Annotated in this window: 18 protein-coding genes, 2 rRNA genes and 1 pseudogene; 15 read left to right on the forward strand and 6 right to left on the reverse strand. The window is 40.8% G+C overall.

The window, feature by feature from the left end:
• Positions 1 to 21: 21 nt before the first annotated feature.
• Positions 22 to 2,912: ribosomal RNA gene (locus L659_RS0117880) — 23S ribosomal RNA — on the forward strand.
• A gap of 145 nt (positions 2,913 to 3,057) precedes the next feature.
• Positions 3,058 to 3,172 (forward strand): 5S ribosomal RNA (gene rrf, locus L659_RS0117885).
• A 638-nt stretch (positions 3,173 to 3,810) separates the two neighbouring features.
• Here rrf and L659_RS01000000123075 read toward each other — a convergent pair.
• From L659_RS01000000123075 to hslR, 4 genes and pseudogenes are all read right to left on the reverse strand, one after another.
• A pseudogene (locus L659_RS01000000123075) lies at positions 3,811 to 4,920 on the reverse strand (PepSY-associated TM helix domain-containing protein).
• Between the two features lie 183 nt (positions 4,921 to 5,103).
• Entirely contained in the window at positions 5,104 to 6,642 is a 1,539-nt protein-coding gene (locus L659_RS0117895; protein ID WP_024591432.1) for a phosphoenolpyruvate carboxykinase, read from the reverse strand.
• A gap of 267 nt (positions 6,643 to 6,909) precedes the next feature.
• The gene (hslO, locus tag L659_RS0117900; RefSeq protein WP_007586592.1) at positions 6,910 to 7,755 is read right to left on the reverse strand and encodes an Hsp33 family molecular chaperone HslO; all 846 of its coding nucleotides are present in this window, start codon (positions 7,753 to 7,755) and stop codon (positions 6,910 to 6,912) included.
• Positions 7,756 to 7,767: 12 nt separating this feature from the next.
• Complete coding sequence (hslR, locus tag L659_RS0117905; protein ID WP_007586590.1) at positions 7,768 to 8,190, reverse strand: ribosome-associated heat shock protein Hsp15; 423 nt, start codon at positions 8,188 to 8,190, stop codon at positions 7,768 to 7,770.
• Between the two features lie 210 nt (positions 8,191 to 8,400).
• On the opposite strand from hslR, the gene gspC reads away from it, so the two are divergent.
• The 13 genes from gspC to L659_RS0117970 all read left to right on the forward strand — a co-directional run bounded on the left by gspC (position 8,401) and on the right by L659_RS0117970 (position 20,408).
• Positions 8,401 to 9,342, forward strand: coding sequence for a type II secretion system protein GspC (gspC, locus tag L659_RS0117910; RefSeq protein ID WP_024591433.1), 942 nt, complete (start codon positions 8,401 to 8,403; stop codon positions 9,340 to 9,342).
• Between the two features lie 23 nt (positions 9,343 to 9,365).
• On the forward strand, positions 9,366 to 11,429 hold the full coding sequence (gspD, locus tag L659_RS0117915) for a type II secretion system secretin GspD (RefSeq protein WP_024591434.1): 2,064 nt from the start codon (positions 9,366 to 9,368) through the stop codon (positions 11,427 to 11,429).
• Positions 11,422 to 12,987 carry a type II secretion system ATPase GspE gene (gene gspE, locus L659_RS0117920; protein ID WP_024591435.1) on the forward strand — a complete coding sequence of 522 codons (1,566 nt, stop codon included), beginning with the start codon at positions 11,422 to 11,424 and terminating at the stop codon, positions 12,985 to 12,987. The genes gspD and gspE overlap by 8 nt, the downstream gene beginning before the upstream one ends.
• A 2-nt stretch (positions 12,988 to 12,989) precedes the next feature.
• Complete coding sequence (gspF, locus tag L659_RS0117925; RefSeq protein ID WP_002962033.1) at positions 12,990 to 14,225, forward strand: type II secretion system inner membrane protein GspF; 1,236 nt, start codon at positions 12,990 to 12,992, stop codon at positions 14,223 to 14,225.
• An 81-nt stretch (positions 14,226 to 14,306) separates the two neighbouring features.
• Complete coding sequence (gspG, locus tag L659_RS0117930; protein ID WP_007586585.1) at positions 14,307 to 14,729, forward strand: type II secretion system major pseudopilin GspG; 423 nt, start codon at positions 14,307 to 14,309, stop codon at positions 14,727 to 14,729.
• 49 nt (positions 14,730 to 14,778) lie between these two features.
• Complete coding sequence (locus L659_RS0117935; RefSeq protein WP_010555414.1) at positions 14,779 to 15,366, forward strand: pilus assembly FimT family protein; 588 nt, start codon at positions 14,779 to 14,781, stop codon at positions 15,364 to 15,366.
• Positions 15,366 to 15,740: a type II secretion system minor pseudopilin GspI gene (gspI, locus tag L659_RS0117940; protein ID WP_002962039.1), complete on the forward strand. Its 375-nt coding sequence runs from the start codon at positions 15,366 to 15,368 to the stop codon at positions 15,738 to 15,740. Before L659_RS0117935 ends, gspI begins: the two co-directional genes overlap by 1 nt.
• Positions 15,741 to 16,379, forward strand: a complete 639-nt coding sequence (gene gspJ, locus L659_RS0117945; RefSeq protein ID WP_024591436.1) for a type II secretion system minor pseudopilin GspJ — start codon at positions 15,741 to 15,743, stop codon at positions 16,377 to 16,379. It begins immediately after the preceding gene.
• On the forward strand, positions 16,372 to 17,361 hold the full coding sequence (gene gspK, locus L659_RS0117950) for a type II secretion system minor pseudopilin GspK (protein WP_024591437.1): 990 nt from the start codon (positions 16,372 to 16,374) through the stop codon (positions 17,359 to 17,361). The genes gspJ and gspK overlap by 8 nt, the downstream gene beginning before the upstream one ends.
• Positions 17,358 to 18,566, forward strand: a complete 1,209-nt coding sequence (gspL, locus tag L659_RS0117955) for a type II secretion system protein GspL (RefSeq protein ID WP_024591438.1) — start codon at positions 17,358 to 17,360, stop codon at positions 18,564 to 18,566. The genes gspK and gspL overlap by 4 nt, the downstream gene beginning before the upstream one ends.
• Positions 18,563 to 19,036, forward strand: a complete 474-nt coding sequence (gspM, locus tag L659_RS0117960; protein WP_024591439.1) for a type II secretion system protein GspM — start codon at positions 18,563 to 18,565, stop codon at positions 19,034 to 19,036. Before gspL ends, gspM begins: the two co-directional genes overlap by 4 nt.
• A gap of 3 nt (positions 19,037 to 19,039) precedes the next feature.
• Positions 19,040 to 19,798, forward strand: coding sequence for a type II secretion system protein N (locus L659_RS0117965; protein WP_007586576.1), 759 nt, complete (start codon positions 19,040 to 19,042; stop codon positions 19,796 to 19,798).
• A 22-nt stretch (positions 19,799 to 19,820) separates the two neighbouring features.
• Positions 19,821 to 20,408, forward strand: coding sequence for a UPF0149 family protein (locus L659_RS0117970; protein ID WP_007586574.1), 588 nt, complete (start codon positions 19,821 to 19,823; stop codon positions 20,406 to 20,408).
• A 27-nt stretch (positions 20,409 to 20,435) separates the two neighbouring features.
• On the opposite strand, the gene L659_RS0117975 is transcribed toward L659_RS0117970, so the two are convergent.
• Both L659_RS0117975 and L659_RS0117980 read right to left on the reverse strand, forming a co-directional pair.
• Complete coding sequence (locus L659_RS0117975; RefSeq protein WP_007586570.1) at positions 20,436 to 20,642, reverse strand: hypothetical protein; 207 nt, start codon at positions 20,640 to 20,642, stop codon at positions 20,436 to 20,438.
• Positions 20,642 to 21,001, reverse strand: coding sequence for a hypothetical protein (locus tag L659_RS0117980; protein WP_007586569.1), 360 nt, complete (start codon positions 20,999 to 21,001; stop codon positions 20,642 to 20,644). Before L659_RS0117980 ends, L659_RS0117975 begins: the two co-directional genes overlap by 1 nt.
• Positions 21,002 to 21,129: the final 128 nt, after the last annotated feature.

The raw sequence follows: 21,129 nt of genomic DNA on the forward strand, positions 1-21,129 counted from the left end.
AAAGACCCGTTTGGGTTGTATGGTTAAGTGACTAAGCGTACACGGTGGATGCCTTGGCAGTTGGAGGCGATGAAGGACGTATTAACTTGCGATAAGCTTAGTCAAGCTAGTAAAAAGCGCTTGAGACTAAGATTTCCGAATGGGGAAACCCACCTGCTTGCAGGTATCGTTAACTGAATACATAGGTTAACGAGGCGAACGCGGAGAACTGAAACATCTAAGTACCCGTAGGAAAAGAAATCAACCGAGATTCCGAAAGTAGCGGCGAGCGAAATCGGAACAGCCCTTAAGCTTATTATGTGTTAATGGAAGGCTGCTGGAAAGCGCCACGATACAGGGTGATAGTCCCGTACATGAAAAGACATTTTAAGTGAAATCGAGTAGGTCGGAGCACGTGAAACTTTGACTGAATATAGGTGGACCATCATCTAAGGCTAAATACTCCCAACTGACCGATAGTGAACCAGTACCGTGAGGGAAAGGCGAAAAGAACCCCTGTGAGGGGAGTGAAATAGAACCTGAAACCGTGTACGTACAAGCAGTAGGAGCCCACTTGTTGGGTGACTGCGTACCTTTTGTATAATGGGTCAGCGACTTATATTTTGTAGCGAGGTTAACCGAATAGGGTAGCCGTAGGGAAACCGAGTCTTAACTGGGCGAATAGTTGCAAGGTATAGACCCGAAACCCGGTGATCTAGCCATGGGCAGGTTGAAGGTTGAGTAACATCAACTGGAGGACCGAACCCACTAACGTTGAAAAGTTAGGGGATGACCTGTGGCTAGGAGTGAAAGGCTAATCAAACCGGGAGATAGCTGGTTCTCCCCGAAATCTATTTAGGTAGAGCCTCGGACGAATACTTACGGGGGTAGAGCACTGTTAAGGCTAGGGGGTCATCCCGACTTACCAACCCTTTGCAAACTCCGAATACCGTAAAGTAATATCCGGGAGACACACGGCGGGTGCTAACGTCCGTCGTGAAGAGGGAAACAACCCAGACCGCCAGCTAAGGTCCCAAAGTCATAGTTAAGTGGGAAACGATGTGGAAAGGCCCAGACAGCCAGGAGGTTGGCTTAGAAGCAGCCATCCTTTAAAGAAAGCGTAATAGCTCACTGGTCGAGTCGGTCTGCGCGGAAGATGTAACGGGGCTAAACTATGCACCGAAGCTGCGGATTCAGAATTTATTCTGAGTGGTAGGGGAGCGTTCTGTAAGCCGTTGAAGGTGTACCGGGAGGTATGCTGGAGGTATCAGAAGTGCGAATGCTGACATGAGTAACGATAATGGGAGTGAAAAACTCCCACGCCGGAAGACCAAGGGTTCCTATCCCATGTTAATCAGGGTAGGGTAAGTCGACCCCTAAGGCGAGGCCGAAAGGCGTAGTCGATGGGAAACAGATTAATATTTCTGTACTCGATATAATTGCGATGGGGGGACGGAGCAGGCTAAGCAAGCATAGCGTTGGTAGTCTATGTGAAAGTGAGTAGGGCGTTTGTTTAGGTAAATCCGGACAAACACTAAACCTGAGACACGAGACGAGTCACTACGGTGATGAAGTTGCTGATGCCATACTTCCAGGAAAAGCCTCTAAGCTTCAGATTATATGGAATCGTACCCCAAACCGACACAGGTGGTCAGGTAGAGAATACTAAGGCGCTTGAGAGAACTCGGGTGAAGGAACTAGGCAAAATCGTACCGTAACTTCGGGAGAAGGTACGCTCCTATCTGTGATGAGACTTGCTCTCTAAGCGGACGGGAGCCGCAGTGACCAGGTGGCTGGGACTGTTTATTAAAAACACAGCACTGTGCAAAATCGCAAGATGACGTATACGGTGTGACACCTGCCCGGTGCCGGAAGGTTAATTGATGGGGTTATCCTTAGGGAGAAGCTCTTGATCGAAGCCCCGGTAAACGGCGGCCGTAACTATAACGGTCCTAAGGTAGCGAAATTCCTTGTCGGGTAAGTTCCGACCTGCACGAATGGTGTAACCATGGCCACGCTGTCTCCACCCGAGACTCAGTGAAATTGAAATCGCAGTGAAGATGCTGTGTACCCGCGGCTAGACGGAAAGACCCCGTGAACCTTTACTACAGCTTGGCACTGAACATTGAACCTACATGTGTAGGATAGGTGGGAGACTTTGAAGCAGCGACGCTAGTTGTTGTGGAGTCAACCTTGAAATACCACCCTTGTAGTTTTGATGTTCTAACGTTGGCCCCTGAATCGGGGTTACGGACAGTGCCTGGTGGGTAGTTTGACTGGGGCGGTCTCCTCCTAAAGAGTAACGGAGGAGCACGAAGGTTGGCTAAGTACGGTCGGACATCGTACGGTTAGTGTAATGGTAGAAGCCAGCTTAACTGCGAGACAGACACGTCGAGCAGGTACGAAAGTAGGTCATAGTGATCCGGTGGTTCTGAATGGAAGGGCCATCGCTCAACGGATAAAAGGTACTCCGGGGATAACAGGCTGATACCGCCCAAGAGTTCATATCGACGGCGGTGTTTGGCACCTCGATGTCGGCTCATCACATCCTGGGGCTGAAGTCGGTCCCAAGGGTATGGCTGTTCGCCATTTAAAGTGGTACGCGAGCTGGGTTTAGAACGTCGTGAGACAGTTCGGTCCCTATCTGCCGTGGGCGTTTGAGAATTGAGAGGGGTTGCTCCTAGTACGAGAGGACCGGAGTGAACGAACCGCTGGTGTTCGGGTTGTCATGCCAATGGCATTGCCCGGTAGCTACGTTCGGAACTGATAAGCGCTGAAAGCATCTAAGCGCGAAGCAGGCCTCGAGATGAGTTCTCACTAGACTTTTAAAGTCTCTGAAGGGCCGTTGAAGACTACAACGTTGATAGGCAAGATGTGGAAGTGGTGTGAGCCATTAAGCTAACTTGTACTAATTACCCGTGAGGCTTAACCATACAACGCCAAACGCGTTTTATGCGACAGTTTAGACAGAAGTTAATATGACTAAAGTAGATATTACTTAGAAAGACTTAAAAAATATTATCAGATATTTTCCAAATTCAGTTAGTGCGTAGCGATACGGATTAACGCCCAAATTTGCTTGGTGACAATAGCGTTTTGGACCCACCTGACTCCATGCCGAACTCAGTAGTGAAACGAAACAGCGCCGATGATAGTGTAGCATTTGCTATGTGAAAGTAGGACATTACCAGGCTTCAAATTGTAGAAAGCCCGGATCTAACGATTCGGGCTTTTTTACGTCTGCAGAAAAGTGAAATGCGCGCAATTAACACACACTCACATCAACACACATCACGTAGGTCGGCCGAGCGTAGCGACTCCCGACGTTAAAATCACAGCAAAATCCCTTAATATCTCAGTCGGCCAATAAATTAGCATTTACTACGTGACTCTCCACCGCTGTGGGTATCGTGACATTACGCAGGCTTCACATTGTAAAGAGCCTTGCTTTAACTATTCAGTAGCCTATTAGACATTCCCATTAGGTATATAGCCTTATTTACAGACACTAGTAAGCAATTAATTGGGTGGCACTATTGTGCGCTAAGTTTACCTAAGTGATTTACCGCATTACATCTGTAACTAACTGTAGTTTTAGCGCGTGCAGAATAAATACACATACCTGATAATTATACTAATCGGCAATAATACCTAATCAATTTGGTGGATTGAACTTGACGTTAATTGCGTTAGAAATTTCTGATATACGATTGCATGGATACAGAAGGTTGAGCAACTTAGGAGTAATTGGCGAGAACAACGAAATAAAGAAATTTTTGTCCTCAAATAGATCATTTAACTAGGGAGATTGGCGTAAAGTTTATTTTATTTTTATATTTTCTTGGTTCTAACTAACCACCTATATACGCCAATAAAGAACAATGCAGCAGGTCCAAAGCCACTCAGCACCCAAATGACTTTTAAAATGTTACCGCCAATGCTGCCGTGATGTAGAGGGTGTATCCAGTTTTTTATTTTACTAGCCGTACTTTGCTTATCTATATTAAACACGCTCTCTAACTTTCCTGTAAGTGCATTAACTTCTATATAGCTATGTGGGAAGCGATACGAAGGATCGTCTACAGTTTGAAATCTAAATCTGTAAATAGCATTTAAGTTTGAGGGTGTTTCAATCCAAGCTAAACGCGCACTCGGTAATGCTTTTTGTGCTATTAGTATTGCTTGCGATAAAGGAATATTGAATTGTTTACAAGGCTGTATTTGTGTTTTTGGTGGGGAGTTTATATCGTCAACTAGGGCTATTAATATAGGATCTGTTTGTTTTGGAATAGCGAGCATAACACCTGTAACAGTTAAAGCTAGTAGCGGTATGCAGAAGGTTAAACCAATTAGTTTATGCCAGTCGTATAGCAAACCTATTTTAGAGCTACGAGATTTAAATTTTAGTGTCTTTATCCACTGCCCAGGCTTTGGAAACCAAGCAAAGAATCCAGAGATAAGAAGAACTATTGAGGCTATGCCTATATAGCCAACAACGAGAGTGCCCGTTGCTCCTGTTAGTAATGAAAAATGTAAGTTGTACATCCAAGTTACTAAGTATTTTCCCCAATAGTTTTTACGTATTACTTTATCACTACTGCTAGATAGCCATACCATTAAGGGAGCAAAGCCTTGCTCTTTTGTTTCTATGGGATTGTAGTAGCGTGCGGGTATAATTGAGTTCACACCTGTGTTTTCTAATCGCTATGGCCCTAGTTTTATAGGAAAATTGGCTCTTAGCGTATTATATGCTTGATCACAATTAGGTGGTTTTGTATTAGTGGTAGTGTCATTAATTGGATTTAACAGTGAGTCTATTTGTGGGTAATAAACTAATACGGAGCCAGAAAGGCTAATAATAGCAAGTAAAACACCTACCGAGAGCCCTAAGTATAAATGTAACCGCCTGAATATTTTTCGCCATGAAAGCTTTAGTGTCATTAATTAAATAGTCGTAATGAGTAATGCAGGTTTATTGGGCATTAAAGAATGATTAATTACGCGGTATATTATATGGTTTTTTGATATGAGTTGTGCGGCATTTTGTCGCACTTATTAAATTAGGTATTTAGAAAGTAAAACGCCAGCTCTTGGCTGGCGTTAAAGTACAAGCTTGAAGCTTATTTAAGCTTTAGGTCCTGCATTTTTTATATCGTCTGATACGTCATACTTAGCAAAGTTTTCAGTGAAGTCTGCGGCAAGTTTTGCTGCATATTCATTGTACTTAGCTTTGTCTTCCCACGTATTAATTGGGTTAAGTAAGTTAGTATCTACACCTGGAACTGCTACCGGTACATCTAGGTTTAAAACATCAATGTGCTGAGTTTCAACACCCGCTAATTTACCAGATACGATTGCATCAATTACTGCACGAGTAGTTGGGATATCAAAACGTTTACCTGTGCCGTAAGGGCCGCCAGTCCAACCTGTATTCACAAGGTACACTTTAGCGCCAAACTCGCGTACACGCTTCATAAGAAGCTCAGCGTAAACACCAGCAGGGCGTGGGAAGAATGGTGCGCCAAAACATGTCGAAAATGTTGATTCAATATCGCTAGTTGAACCAATCTCAGTAGAACCAACTTTTGCTGTGTATCCACTTAAAAAGTGAAAAGCAGCAGCTTCTTCGCTAAGTATAGAAACGGGTGGTAATACACCGCTTACATCACAAGTTAAAAATACAACAGCCTTAGGTTCTCCTGCGCGGTTTTCTACTTTACGTTTTTCAACGTGTTCAAGTGGATATGCTGCACGGCTATTTTGAGTAAGGCTAGTATCGTTAAAATCTGGAACGCCTTTTTCATCTAACACTACATTTTCTAAAATAGTGCCAAAGCGGATAGCATTCCAAATTACAGGTTCATTCTTTTGTGACAGGTCGATACATTTAGCATAACAACCGCCTTCAATATTAAACACGCTTCCAGGTGCCCAACCATGTTCGTCATCACCAATTAAAAAGCGAGTAGGATCTGCTGAAAGTGTTGTTTTACCCGTACCAGATAAACCGAAGAATAATGCTGTATCGCCTGCTTCACCAACATTAGCAGAACAGTGCATTGGTAATACACCTTTTGCTGGTAGTAGGAAGTTTTGTACAGAAAACATCGATTTTTTCATTTCACCGGCGTAACGCATACCTGCTAGTAATACTTTACGCTGCGCAAAGTTAATAATGACGGTGCCATCGCTATTTGTGCCATCACGTTCTGGCTCACATACAAACGAAGGAACGTTCATTACTTGCCATTGTGGTAAGTTTGAAGCGTTATAGTTCTGCGGTTCGATAAACATGTTTTTGGCAAAAATATGGTGCCACGCTGTTTCTGTAGTTACAACTACAGGTAGATAATGCTCAGGGTCTGCGCCAACTTCTAGGTGAGAGGTGAAGTGGTCATTACTTTGAACATGTGATTCTACGCGAGCCCATAATGCGTCAAATTTGTCTGCATCAAATGGACGATTAACGTTGCCCCATTGAATATCATTTTGAGTTGTTGTTTCTTGTACAATAAAACGATCTTTTGGTGAACGACCAGTTCGTTTTCCTGTAATTGCAACAAAAGCACCATTTGCGGCTAAAGTACCTTCGCCACGGCGGATCGCATGCTCGACAAGTTCAGCTGCGGTTAAATCGACAAAACGTGTAGCGCCTGTAGTCATGTTTATACCTAACTATGTGTGAGAGTTTGAACGGATAGCTCTGGGGTTATCAGTGCCCTTAAACTGAAATTATAGTAACAGAAGGTTTTAAGATATTCGAGCCCGTAAAGCCTCTAAAAACACATATATTTAAGAAAAAACATGAATAATTTCAATGATACCGGTGTCATGAAATTAGCAGAAAAGATGACACCGGTATCATCTTTTTATAATATAAAACCGCATATTTTGCGGCTTTAATTACTATATATAGATGAAGCTGAACATTTAGTTGAAAATGCTTTTTATATCTTGTTCGTTAAAAACATACTCTTTTAAACAGTAATGACAGTTAATATTAACAGACCCTTTTTCAGCTACGTCTTTAAGTAGTTCTTCTTGTCCAATATTAACAAGTGCAGTAATTGTCTTATCACGACTACAACCACATTTGAATTTAATCGCTTGAGGTTCAAATACGCGAGGATTATCTTCGTGATAAAGGCGTGTAAGGACAGTATTAGCATCAAGGTGTAATAGTTCTTCATCTTTAATGGTGTTACTTAATGCTTCTAGGTGTGCAAAGTCTTCAATTGATTTTTGTTTATCAACTGGGAGTACTTGTAAAAATAGACCACATGCTTTTGCGCTACCTTCTGTTGTGTCGGTTGCAAACCAAAGGCGTGTTTTTAATTGCTCTGACTGCTCAAAGTAACTTTCGATACATTCACTCAGAGTATCATGCTCTAGCGGAACTATACCTTGGTAACGTTCACCCTTACTTGGTGTAATAGTGATCACCATATAGCCTTGACCAATAAGCTCTTTTACAGTTGTGCCCGTAATTTCGCTTTGCAGGCGTGCAATACCACGCATGTTTTGTTTATCATCACCATTTATAACTGCATATTTAACTGGGCCATCACCTTGAAGCTGTACTGCAATTTCACCTTCAAACTTTAAAGTGGCGGTTAATAAACAGGTTGCAACAAGTAACTCACCTAGTAATGCTTTAACAGGGTCTGGGTAATTATGGTCGGCAATCATTTCATTATAAGCATTCTCGATTTGTACGAGTTCGCCACGAACATCTAGTTCGTTGAATAAATAACGGTGAAGTAAATCTTGTTGCATGAGCGGCTATACCTAACTTGATTTCATTTTTAAAAGTTCGCGTCTTTGCTTTTTATCCGGTTTTTTATCCGGATGAGGAGCAAAAAAGCTGTTATTTTTGCGTGCGATGCTGTTCTCTTCGCGTTTAGCAATACTTGCATCAGATTCTTGATACATGGTCTGTGCAATGGGGGCGCTTTGACGTTTTTCAAGCACTGAGAGTATAGTTATCAGCTTTTCATCTACGCCCTGAGCCAGTTTTACTTTTGCGCCAACGTCTACTATTTTACTCGCTTTTGTACGTTGCCCATTATAATGTACTTTGCCGCCTTGCACCATTTCGCGTGCAACTGCACGAGTTTTATAAAATCGCGCAGCCCATAACCATTTATCTAATCGAACTTTTAACCCATCTACAGGGTCTGAGCTGGTATTAGCATTACTTTTTTTACTCATAAGGCATTTCCCCACGTTTTTATAGCTTAAAATTTATCATGAAATCATCGTAGGATGAAGGTATTACAACGGCAGTTTACTTTTTGTACTGTTATGTAAAGTTAATTTAATCTGTTTACAAAGTTTAATATTAGTGTGCTTGTTGAAAGAAAAATGAAAGGGTACTATGGGTACGCGCTAACGCAGTAAATTAAAATAAGAACACTATTTATGGAACAGCAAATCCAACAACTAAAACAATTTTTAACTCGTTTACCGCATGCTAAGTTAAGTGCATTAGTGACACTGTTAGTTGTTGTTTATCTTGCATTTTTATTATCAAAACTTGTTTGGCTTTTGTGGCCAAAACCACCAGTAACTCTACTTACCCCTACTCATTATGCTAACCAGTCATCTGGTGCGAGTAACAACTCAGCGCAGCATATTATTGAGCAATTTTTATTTGGTAAAAAAACTGTAACAAACAACAATAATACTGCAAAGCAATCGCAGGTAATAAATAATGCGCCAGAAACGCGCTTAAGTATCAATTTAACCGGCATTGTAGCGGTTAATAACGATGACAAAGCAGGTATCGCAATTATTGAATCACAAGGTAAGCAAGTAAGCTATCTTGTTGATGAAGTAGTATCGGGTACGCGTGCTGAAGTTGCACAAATATTGCCGGATCGTATTATTTTGAGTGTTAATGGACGCTTTGAAACATTAATGCTTGATGGACTCGATTTCAGTAAGAAGGTGTCTATGCCAGTACTCGCTGCGCGTGATGATGCTGAAATGGGTCCGCAAAAATTAGAACCAAGTGATCTACAAATAGATGCCACTGCAGATCCAGACGTTAAAGAAGCAATTATAGAAACACGTGAAGAGTTACTCGAAGAGCCGGGCAAGCTATTTGACTATATACGTGTTTCACAAGCCATGAATGATGGTGAGCTAATTGGATATCGCTTAAGTCCAGGTAAAGAGCCTGAGCTGTTTAAGCAAATGGGTTTAAAAAATAACGATTTAGCCATTTCTATAAATGGCTATCAACTAACAGATTTAAAACAGGCTATGTCAGCTATTAATGAGCTGCGTAATAGTACAGATGCCAATATCACTATAGAGCGTGATGGTGAACAAATTGATGTGCAATTTAGTCTGCAATAATTTAGCTTTGGAGTTTTAATACGATGGTTCAGGTGCTACACCTCAAAAAAATTAAAAAAGGGTTAGCTAAGTACGCAGCACTTTTTTTGGCGGCAAGTATTTCTTTGTCTGTTTCTGCTGTTGAATATGCTGCTAACTTTAAAGGGACTGATATCAACGAGTTCATTAATATTGTTGGTAAAAACCTTAATAAAACAGTCATTATTGACCCTAACGTGCGCGGAAAGGTAAATGTTCGCAGCTATGAGTTAATGGACGAAGCACTTTATTATCAGTTCTTCTTAAATGTATTGGAAGTTTATGGCTACTCAGCTGTTGAAATGGACAATGGCATAATTAAGGTAGAAAAAAGTTCAGACGCTAAAAAATCAAATGTGCCACTTATTGACGAAGGTAGTGAAGCTAGCGGCGACATGATGATTACGCGTGTTGTACGTGTTAAAAATGTAAGTGTGCAGGAGCTTGGTCCTCTAGTTCGTCAATTTAGCGATCAAAAAGATGGTGGCCACGTTGCTAACTTTAATGCGGCTAACGTAATGATGCTAACAGGTCATGCTGCATCGGTTAATCGCTTAGTTGAGATTATTCGCTCTGTTGATCAGGCGGGTGACAAGCGTGTAGACATTGTTAAGCTTAAATATGCGACGGCAGATGATGTTGTCTCTGTAGTAGACAATATTTATAAAGACAGCGGTAAAGGCAGTGTGCCTGAATTTTTAATTCCAAAAGTTGTGGCTGATGGCCGAACTAATAGCGTTATTGTAAGTGGTGAAGGCCAAGCACGTACACGTGCTATTGAGCTTATTAAGCGCTTAGATGGTGAGCTAGAAAGCCAAGGTAATACTAAGGTGTTTTACCTAAATTATGCTAAAGCTGAAGATTTAGTAAAAGTATTGCAAGGTGTTAGTAAGTCACTTGTTGAAGATGCACAAGGCGGTACTACTAAGACCCGTAGCAGAAGCAATAATGAAAGCAGTATAGAGTCTCACCCAGACTCAAACTCATTAATTATCACCGCACAGCCAGACACAATGCGATCATTAGAATCAGTAATTGAACGCCTTGATATTCGCCGTGCCCAAGTACTGGTTGAAGCGATTATTATTGAAGTAATGGAAGGCGACGGGGTTAACTTAGGCCTGCAGTGGATTTCTGAGCAGGGCGGTATGTTGCAGTTTAACAACGGCACTACGGTTCCCGTTGGGTCATTAGCTGTTGCTGCAGAGCAAGCACAAGATGTAACCGTTACTAAAAATATAATAGGAACTGAATCAGGTACGGTAACGCCGTATACGGAAACAACAGAAGGTGACTATGGTCCATTAGCCTCCTTACTTAGTGGCATTAATGGTTTAGCGCTGGGCGTTGTTAAAAATGATTGGGGCGCAATTATTCAGGCTGTTGCTACTGATACAAATTCGAACATTTTGGCTACACCCTCTATAACTACAATGGATAACGAAGAAGCCTCTATTTTAGTCGGTCAAGAAGTACCTATTATTACAGGCTCACAAACAGGCAGTAACAATGCAAACCCATTTCAAACAGTTGAGCGTCAAGAAGTCGGTATTAAATTGGTTGTTACGCCTCAGATTAATGATGGCTCTGCAGTACAGCTTACTATTGAGCAAGAAGTATCGAGCGTAAGTGGTGCAACTGCGGTTGATATTTCAGTAAATAAGCGTTCAATTAAAACCACGGTAATGGCCGATGATGGTGGTATGGTTGTACTTGGTGGTTTAATTGACGAAGACGTACAAGAAAGTGTTTCTAAGGTGCCGTTATTAGGCGATATCCCTATTTTAGGCCACTTGTTTAGATCAACAAATACAACGCGCCGTAAGCGTAATCTTATTGTGTTTATTCGCCCAACCATTATTCGTGATGGTGTAAGCATGAATAAGTTAAGCTTTAATAAATATAACTTTATTCGTGGTGAGCAGTTTAAACAAAAAGAAGACGGTATTGAGTTAATGCCAATGACTGATACGCCTATTTTACCTGAGTGGAATGACGAATTAGTACTTCCCCCTACGTATGAAGAGTCTCTGCGTAAACAAAATGCACAAGAGCGTAAAGATGACTAATGCGATTCAAGAGATAAACCAAGATGTGGTTCATCCTAAAACGCATAATCAGGATGAGCTATTAACGAGTGATGTGTTAGTTGAGTTACCAGCAAAGCGTTTGCCGTTTTCCTATGCAAGACGTGCAGGTGTGTTGCTTGGCAAAAACAAAGATCACCGTATAGTTTACTACCGTGGTGAGCTAGATGTGGAAGTACTATTAGAAGTACGCCGTATCGCAGGCCATGGTTTTACACTTGAGCAATTGGCTGATGATAAATTTGAGCTATTGCTTGAAGCGTCATACCAACGTGATAGCTCTGAAACACAACAAATGATGGAAGATATTGGCAACGAGGTTGATTTATTCTCACTTGCTGATGAACTTCCGCAAACTGAAGATTTACTAGCTGGTGACGATGATGCGCCAATAATCAAGCTTATTAACGCCATGCTAAGTGAAGCGATTAAAGAAGGGGCTTCTGATATTCATATCGAAACCTTCGAACAAGAGCTTGTTATTCGCTTTAGGGTCGATGGCGTGCTTAAAGAAGTACTTAAACCTAATCGTAAACTTGCATCGTTACTTGTGTCTCGTATTAAAGTAATGGCTAAGCTTGATATAGCCGAAAAACGCATTCCACAAGATGGTCGTATTAGTTTGCGTATTGCCGGACGTGCAGTTGATGTGCGTGTGTCTACAATGCCATCGAGCTTCGGTGAGCGTGTAGTACTGCGTTTACTTGATAAAAACAACGCGCGTTTAGATCTAGAAGATTTAGGTATGACCGCAGATAATCGTGCATTGTTTTCAGATTTAATTAGTAAACCCCACGGTATTATTTTGGTAACAGGGCCAACGGGCTCTGGTAAAAGTACCACTCTATATGCTGGTATGAGCCAAATTAACTCACGCGATCGCAATATTCTTACCGTTGAAGATCCGATAGAGTACGAAATTCCAGGCATTGGGCAAACACAAGTTAATGCAAAAGTTGATATGACATTTGCACGTGGTTTACGTGCAATATTACGCCAAGATCCTGATGTAGTAATGGTGGGTGAAATACGCGACCTTGAAACTGCGCAAATTGGTGTTCAAGCGTCACTTACCGGCCACCTTGTTATGTCTACTCTGCATACTAATACCGCATCGGGTGCAATTACACGTATGGAAGATATGGGTGTTGAACCATTCTTACTTTCATCGTCGTTACTCGGTGTGTTGTCGCAACGGCTAGTACGTACATTGTGTAATACCTGCAAAGAAGGTCACACGGCTGATGAGCATGAATGCCAGCTGTTAGGGGTTCCTTTTGAAAGCCAACCGACAATCTATCGAGCAGTAGGGTGTGAAGAGTGTAACTTTAATGGCTATCGTGGTCGTACGGGTATTCACGAGTTACTTGTAGTTGATGAAACAATACGCGAAATGATTCACAACGGTAAAGGCGAGCAAAGCGTAGAAAAATACATTCGTAAGCGCAGCCCAAGTATTCGCCAAGATGGGTGTAGCCGTGTACTTGTAGGTAAAACAACACTTGAAGAAGTATTGCGTGTTACCCGTGAGGAAGGTTAACTATGGCGGCGTTTGAATACCGTGCCTTAGATGGCCGAGGTAAAGAAAAAAAAGGCATTTTAGAAGCCGATACAGCTAAACAAATTCGCCAAACTTTACGTGATCAAAAACTTACGCCGCTTGAAGTTGTCCCTGCGGCGCAAAGTGATAAACAAGTCAAAGGTGAAAAAGCCCCTTTACTCGGTGGCTTTTTTAAACCGACAATTTCAACCTCAGACTTAGCACTAATTACAAGGCAATTAGCAACACTTATTCAATCGGCACTCCCTGTTGAAGGCGCTGTTATGGCGGTTGCTGAGCAATGCGAAAAGCCGCGTTTAAAGCGTATGCTTATGTCGGTACGCTCAAAAGTGGTTGAAGGTTACACACTTGCCGATGGCCTTAGTGAGTTTCCTCATGTTTTTGACGATTTATATCGTGCAATGGTAGCCGCAGGCGAAAAGTCGGGTCACCTTGACCAAGTACTTAATCGTTTAGCCGACTATACCGAGCAGCGCCAACATATGCGTAGCCAAATAACTCAGGCTATGGTTTACCCTATTATTTTAGTGGTATTTGCAATCGGTATTGTGTCGGTATTGCTTGGTACTGTAGTACCAAAAATATTAAAAACGTTTGAAAAAACAAAACAAGTACTTCCTTGGACAACCGAATGGGTTATGGCAGGCAGCCATTTTGTGCAAAATTATTGGTTTATTAGTTTAATAGCTATTACAGCTATAGCCATTGGTATTAAGCATGCACTTAAGCAGCCTAAAATACGTTTTTGGTGGGATGACCGAGTACTACATATGCCAGGTATAGGTAAAGTGGCTCGTGGTATTAACACCGCACGTTTTGCGCGTACTTTAAGTATTTTATCGTCAAGCTCGGTACCATTGCTCGAGGGGATGCGTATCTCGGGCGGTGTATTAATTAACGAAAAAATTAAAAAAGCGGTTGCAGATGCATCCGATAGAGTGAGCGAGGGTGCAAGCTTAAGAGCTGCACTTCAGCAAACTAAGTTGTTTCCACCAATGATGCTGCATATGATAGCAAGTGGTGAAAAATCAGGTGAACTAGAGCAAATGTTAGAGCGTGCTGCAAATAACCAAGATCGCGAATTTGAGAGCATGGTTAATGTATCGCTTAAACTACTAGAGCCTGCGATGATCGCCTCAATGGCGGTTATTGTATTATTTATAGTAATGGCAATATTGCAGCCAATAATGGCGATGAATAAAGCTGTTGGACTTTAAGTTAGAATAAATTTTTAAATATATTAATGGTTTTAGCTAAACCATTTTTACTTAATGTTTTTAGAATAATGAGGTAATTACGTGAATAAACAATCAGGTTTTTCTTTACTAGAAGTGATGGTGGTACTGGTTATCATCGGAATGATTATGTCAATTGTTGCACCTAACATTATGGGTCAGCAAGAAGAGGCTGCTATCGATAAAGCGCATCTAGATATTCAGCAATTAGAAGATGCAATGAGCTTATACAAGCTTAAAAATAAGAGCTACCCAAGCACAGAGCAAGGTCTTGAAGCGCTAGTTACTCAAACAAGCATTGAACCGGTTCCAAAACGTTTCCCTGACGGTGGTTTTATTAATGAATTACCAGAAGATCCATGGGGTAATCTATATCAGCTAATTAGCCCAGGTGAAATTGGCAAGTTTGATATTTTTTCTATGGGCCCAGATGGTGAAGTAGGTACTGATGATGATATCGGTAACTGGGACGAAGAAAAACAATAATGCTTAAGTACACTGCTTTGTATGAACATGTTAATGCTAGAGGCTTGCTATGAAAGCAAGCCTTAAGCAGCGCCATGCAAAAAGCAGAGGCTTTAGTTTAATAGAAATTTTAGTGGTATTAGTGATCATCGCTTTTGCTACAAAAATGGTGGTATATAGCTTAGAAGGCGGTGCTGAGGAAGAGTTAGATACTCAAGCATTAAGGCTGCATACCACCATTAACATGGCATCGGAATTTGCCATTTTAAACCAAGTTGAATTGGGCTTATTAGTAGAAGAAAATACGTTAGAGTATTTAGTTTTCGATGGTGAAAAGTGGATTACCTTTGACCGTGAAGATCTTTTTAAACCAATAGAGTTAGATGAAAGATTAAAGCTCACTCTTAACTTAGAAGATTTAGCGTGGGCGCAAGATAATCTCTTAGAGCAATCTAACTGGCGCGAACTTATGAGTGGCGGCGATGAAGACAGCTTACTTGAGCTTAAAAAGTTGAAAATCCCACAAGTACTTATTTTGTCATCAGGTGAGGTAAGCGCGTTTCAACTTATATTAGAGTTAAAAGAGCAAAGCGAGCCTGTGTATTACATTGAAGGTGAATTTGCTGCACCAGTAAACTTTCGCCGAGAGCCAGAATAATGAAGCGCACTAAAGGGTTTACCTTATTAGAGGTATTAGTGGCATTAAGTATTTGTGCCATGGCGGGTATAGCTGCAATGCAAGCAACAAGCGAGCACATACACCACTTAACGACTATTGAAGAGCAAACCTATGCATCTTGGGTCGCCGAAAACGTTATTATTGAACAGCGTACTAAAGGCGAACAATGGCAAGGTAAAAATAACCTTAAAGGCAGCGAAGTAATGGGCGGTGTTGAATGGTTTTGGCAGCAAGAAGTAACAGCCACTGCTGACAAAAGCTTTGTTAAGTTAACCATAAATGTTTTTACGGATGAAAAATATGAGCATTCGGCATATGAGTTATCAACGTATCTAAATAAAGGCAAAAAGTAAGTGAAGCAGCGCGGGTTTACATTACTTGAAGTTATGGTAGCACTGGGTATTTTAGCTTTTGTTATTATTGCTACTCATCAAATACTAGAGACGACAACAAGAGCAAAAGATGCCTCCGATGAAAAAATTGCTGAGTTAAATGGGTTGCAAACAACATTTAGGTTAATGGATCAAGATTTTAGCCAAATGACCAAACGTGCAGTACGAAACGAATCTGGTGATGTTCAAGAACAATATTTACTTGCTGGTCGTTACGTTTTAGAAAGCCAATACGATGGTATTGCGTTTGTACGGGATGGCTGGATAAATCCAATTAATTTATTGCCACGTTCAGAACTACAAGCCGTTGGTTATAGAGTGATAGACGATAACCTTGAGCGTGTTTATCGGGTTTATGTTGATCAGCTTGATAATATGGAACCGCGAGTTCAACGTGTACTAGAAAATGTTGAAGAGCTTAAGTTTGAGTTTTTAGATGATAAAAACGAATGGCAAGAACAGTGGGAAATTAAAGCTCTCCCTAAAGCGGTTGCTGTTACTTTGAAACAAATAGAAGCAGAGCCAATTCGTCGTGTATTTTTAGTTCCTGGGCAAGGCAAAGTTGTTGCTACACAAAGTACGGATGTGAATAATGGTTAAGCAGCAATCATCGCGCGGCGCAGCACTTGTTATTGTTTTGTTTATTGTGGCATTAGCGGCTATTTTAGCAGTAGAAATGAGTGCTAATTTAATGGTTCAAGTGCAAAAAAGTACTAATTTGCAAGGTCACCAGCAAGCTAAATGGTATGCCTACGGTGCAGAAGAGCTTGCTATTAAAGGGCTAATACAAAGTAAAAAAGATGATGCTGATAAAACAACACTTGATCAAGTTTGGGCAACTCAAGGTGATGCTTCATACCCTGTTGATAACGGCACGTTAAGTGGCAAAATTACTGATTTACAAGCATGTTTAAATTTAAATGCTTTAGCCATAGCGCCAGAAGAAAATAGCGCAAGTAAAACAAACCCTGCACATAAAGCACTCTTTGCATTACTTGAAAACATTGAAGATTTACCTGCTGATGAATCAGAAGAGACAATGGCAGATAGCGTATTTGATTGGCTTGACGAGGACAGTATTACATATCGCTCAGGCGCAGAAGAAGACGAGTATTTATCACGAGATTTTCCGTATATGACAGCCAATAGTTTATTTGCATCAACATCGGAATTACGCTTGGTTAAGGGCTTTAACCCATTAGTGATGGAAAAAGTATTGCCATATGTATGTGTAATACCAGGCAGTACGCTTTTATCTATTAACGTAAATACATTAATCCCAGAGCAAGCACTTATACTCAGTGCCTTAATAGAAAGCTTGAGCTTATCTGGTGCAGAGGCTGTGGTAGGTGCAAGACCGCAAACTGGCTTTGACACCATTGATGAATTTTTTGAACAGGTGAAGCAACAAGGCGGTACTAATACCGACTCAGTCAAAAGTTTATTTAGTATTAAAAGCGAATATTTTAAATTACAAACGCAGGCAAATTTTGTCGACCTGCGTTTTTCGATGACCACATTACTGCACGCTAAAGACGGTGACGTAACGATACTGGCGCGAAAATTTGGAGGCGTACAGTGACAGAAATACTGTTGATCCGCACGGGTCAAACCGAGCAAGAATTGCTTAATTGGTTAATTTACTCACCACAAGAACAAGAAATAATAGCCAGTGGCGAGTTACCAAATGCAGAGCATTTAAGTGAGCTAAGCGAAAAAGCACTTACCCGAGAAGTTGTTGTGTTGTTACCAAGTGATCAAGTGCAATTAAAAACGGTCGCTTTGCCAACAAAATGGAATCGCAAGCTTGAGCAAGCATTGCCATACATGCTGGAGGAAGATATAGCATGTGACGTAGATGAACTGTTTATAGCAGTAGCGCAGCCGACAATGCTTGGTGAGCAACATGCAATTCGTGTAGCAATGACAGACCGTGAATGGTTTGAACAATGGCTCGCATTATTTGTAGAGCATAATCTATCAGTATACAGAATATTACCCGATGCTTTGTTGTTACCGCTTGCAGATGATGGCGCAGTTACCGCTATCGAGCTCAATAACCAATGGTTATTTAAGCAGGGGCAATGGCATATAGGTGCGGTTGAATCTAGTTGGTTAAATGGCTACTTAACAGCCATGGGTAATCCTGATATTAAGCATTTTAGCCCAGCTAGTCAGTTTCCAGAAAGCGTTAACTTACAAGCGCAAACGAGTGAGTACGACTTACCTCTAGCATTATTTGCAAAGCAGTTAGATAGCGTTAATTTTAACTTACGCCAAGGTATGTATCAGCTTAAAAAACAAAGCGCTTTATGGTGGGGTTACTGGAAAGGCGCCGCAATTATAGCAAGTGTTGCATTGGTTTCTACGATTACAATAAAAGCTATTGAGTTACACCAACTTAATACACAAGTAGAAGTAGCTAAAGCTCAAGTAGTCGACAGATACCAAAAAGCATTTCCAGGAACTAAAGTTCGCCCCAATCTAATTAAAAGCCAAATTAAAGGCGCGTTAGATAAAGTGCAAGGCTCAAGTGAGTCGGGCTTTTTAGACTTAACGACTAATTTGGTTGATGTATTTTCGCAAGTCAGCGAATTTACACCTGAAACACTTCGTTATGACAAACGTCGCAATGAGCTGCGCATTCGTGCACGTGCTAAAGACTTCCAAACCTTTGGTAAAGTAAAAATCATACTTGAAAAACAAGGTTTAACTGTTGAGCAAGGGTCTTTAAATAACGACGGTGATTATGTCGTTGGTGAAATTAAACTGCGAGGTGCAGTATGAAAAAGCAGTTAATGCAACAATGGCGCTCGCTTAAAGAGCAAGAACAACAATTGGTAATGGTCGCTGGTGGCGTGTTTATTATTTTTGTTTTAGTAATGGGAATATTTCGACCATTAAATAATGCGATAGAAAAGGCACAGCAATTTCAAATTAAACAACAAGAGCTATTAGCTTGGGTTGATGACAGTATTGTTAAACTAAAGGCTGCGGGTAACACCAGTGTTGCTAGCAATGCAAACTTAAGCCAAATTGTTAATTCTACACGTGGGCGCCATCAAATAAGTATTAGTAAAATGCAGCCAAGTAGTGATTCGCTGCGTTTGACGCTCGACTCTGTAGAATTTAATCAGTTAATAGAGTGGTTAGATGAGCTAGTGAATCAGCACGGCTTAAAAATTGAAAACTTAGATTTGAGCCGCGATGATAAATCAGGCTATGTGCGTGTAAGCCGTTTAGTATTAGAGAATTAATTAATGAAAAAAATAATAACGTTATCGGCTGTCTTTTTAATTAGTTTTATTGTGTTTTGTATTATTAAATTACCAGCACATATTGCACTAGATATAGCAAAACCGTACTTTCCAAAGCAATTAGAAGTAGGGCAAACTGTAGGCACTGTTTGGCAAGGTCAAATGATGCAAGTTCGTTTTGATGGTGAACAGTTAAATAATGTGCGCTGGGACATTGCTGGCTGGAAGTTATTTACAGGCAAGCTAAATGCGAATGTGAAGTTTGGTAATGCACGAGAGCGTAGTGATATCTCGGGTTATGCTGATGTAAGTTATGGGCTTTTTAATCAAGAAGTTAAAGTGACTGACGGCCTAGTACGCTCCACTGTAGAGCGTGCAATGCAGCGCGTGCAGCTTCCCCTACCTGTAACCGCTAAAGGGCGTGTAATTTTAGAACTTGATGAATACAGCTCAGGTGCACCTTATTGTGATTCACTAAAAGGTGAAATAGCGAGCCCTAATATTGACGTGCAAGGCTTAAATGGGTGGTTTAATATTGGACCTCTGGCTGGTAAGTTAAGCTGTAAGTCGGGCGATATTGCTATATTAATTGACCCAGATAATACGCTTGGCCTTGAGGCAGATGCTACACTTAAAGCTAATTTCGACTTTAGTGTGGCAGGTTATGTAAAACCAGATGCTAGCTTACCTAAAGATGTACATGATGCGGTTAAATTTTTAGGCCGACCAGATAGCCAAGGTCGTTACCCGCTCAACTTTTAATGTTTGAATATAAAGAGTTTTAATGCAAATACCCCAATTTACTGAGCTGCACGCAAAGCAGCTCAGCACATTTTTAAATACCCAATCTCAAGCAATGACCCTTCAACAAAGCCAAGGCTATTTATTTGGCGTTATTTGTTCGCCCAATCCATTAGATGTGCATGAGTGGCTTGAGCAGATATTACCAAATACAGCTAATGATTTAGATGAAGAAGTACTTTTCTTGTTTATGGCGCTATATCATAAAATTAGTGAGCAAGTATTTGAAACTGGATACAAATTACCTAACACATTTGATGCTGAATTTTGTAAGTCATGGAGTAAAGGCTTCTTAGTTGCAACCAAAGCTTACGCAGAGCCTTTGTTAAATGCACCGCAATTAGACACTGACTTTAAACAAGCATTAGAAAGTGCGTTAAGTACATTAAGCTTTTTTGCACTAGATCAGCTAGCAATAGCTCAGATTGCCAAACAAAATAACATGACTATAGAAGCCTTGTGTCAGTACCAATATGAATCAATGGGTGACTTTGCATTAGGGTTTGCTGAACTAATTGAAGTGGTCGCAATTAATAGCGGTTTGATAACCGACGAGAGTTGGGAAGAGTAATTATTAATACCAGGCACTTAGTTTAATCTAAGTGCCTAGCTCTAATATAATATCCGTACAGCCTTGTTTGCACTTTACTACGCCTTTACCAGGTTCACTGGTGGCTAAATTAAGTGTTAAAACCCCATTACACTTCTCACACTTTAACGTTTTGCCTTGTGCTAATTGCTTGAGCATATTGCGTTGTTTATGAAATGAGTCGCTTGCTTTTTTATTTAATCCTGAAAAATCCACTACTTTGCTCGCTTTTGCTCTAATGCTTCAGTCACTATTTTACATACCGTATTTAAACGATCGCCATAAAAATAAAGGTTTAAGTCACGTTCACGACAATAACGTAGGTGAAATAACTGAACAGAGTCATCTGTTGTAAACGTTTTTTCTACGTACTCACCCTCAGATTCAGACAATTTAAGTTGAGTGCTGATTCTATTTTTAGCCATATTTGCAGCAGGGCTTCTGTTAACCTTACTTGCATCACTTAAAAAACCAATGCCTTCACCTAATAACCTTTCGCGAGGTTCTTTTATAAGCGGATGATCGATTGTAAAAAAGGCAAGGATCACAACTACCAAAATAATAAATTTTTTCATGGATACGTAAACCTTGATCTAAGTAGGGTTGAATTACCATGCAGTGTAATAAACTGCATTTTAAAAGCAAGTAACTGGGATGAATAAATTATTAGCGATCTATGCCAGTAATTTTAACCAACATTGTT

Source organism: Pseudoalteromonas sp. S8-8, from assembly GCF_000497875.1.
Classification (GTDB): Bacteria; Pseudomonadota; Gammaproteobacteria; order Enterobacterales; family Alteromonadaceae; genus Pseudoalteromonas; species Pseudoalteromonas arctica.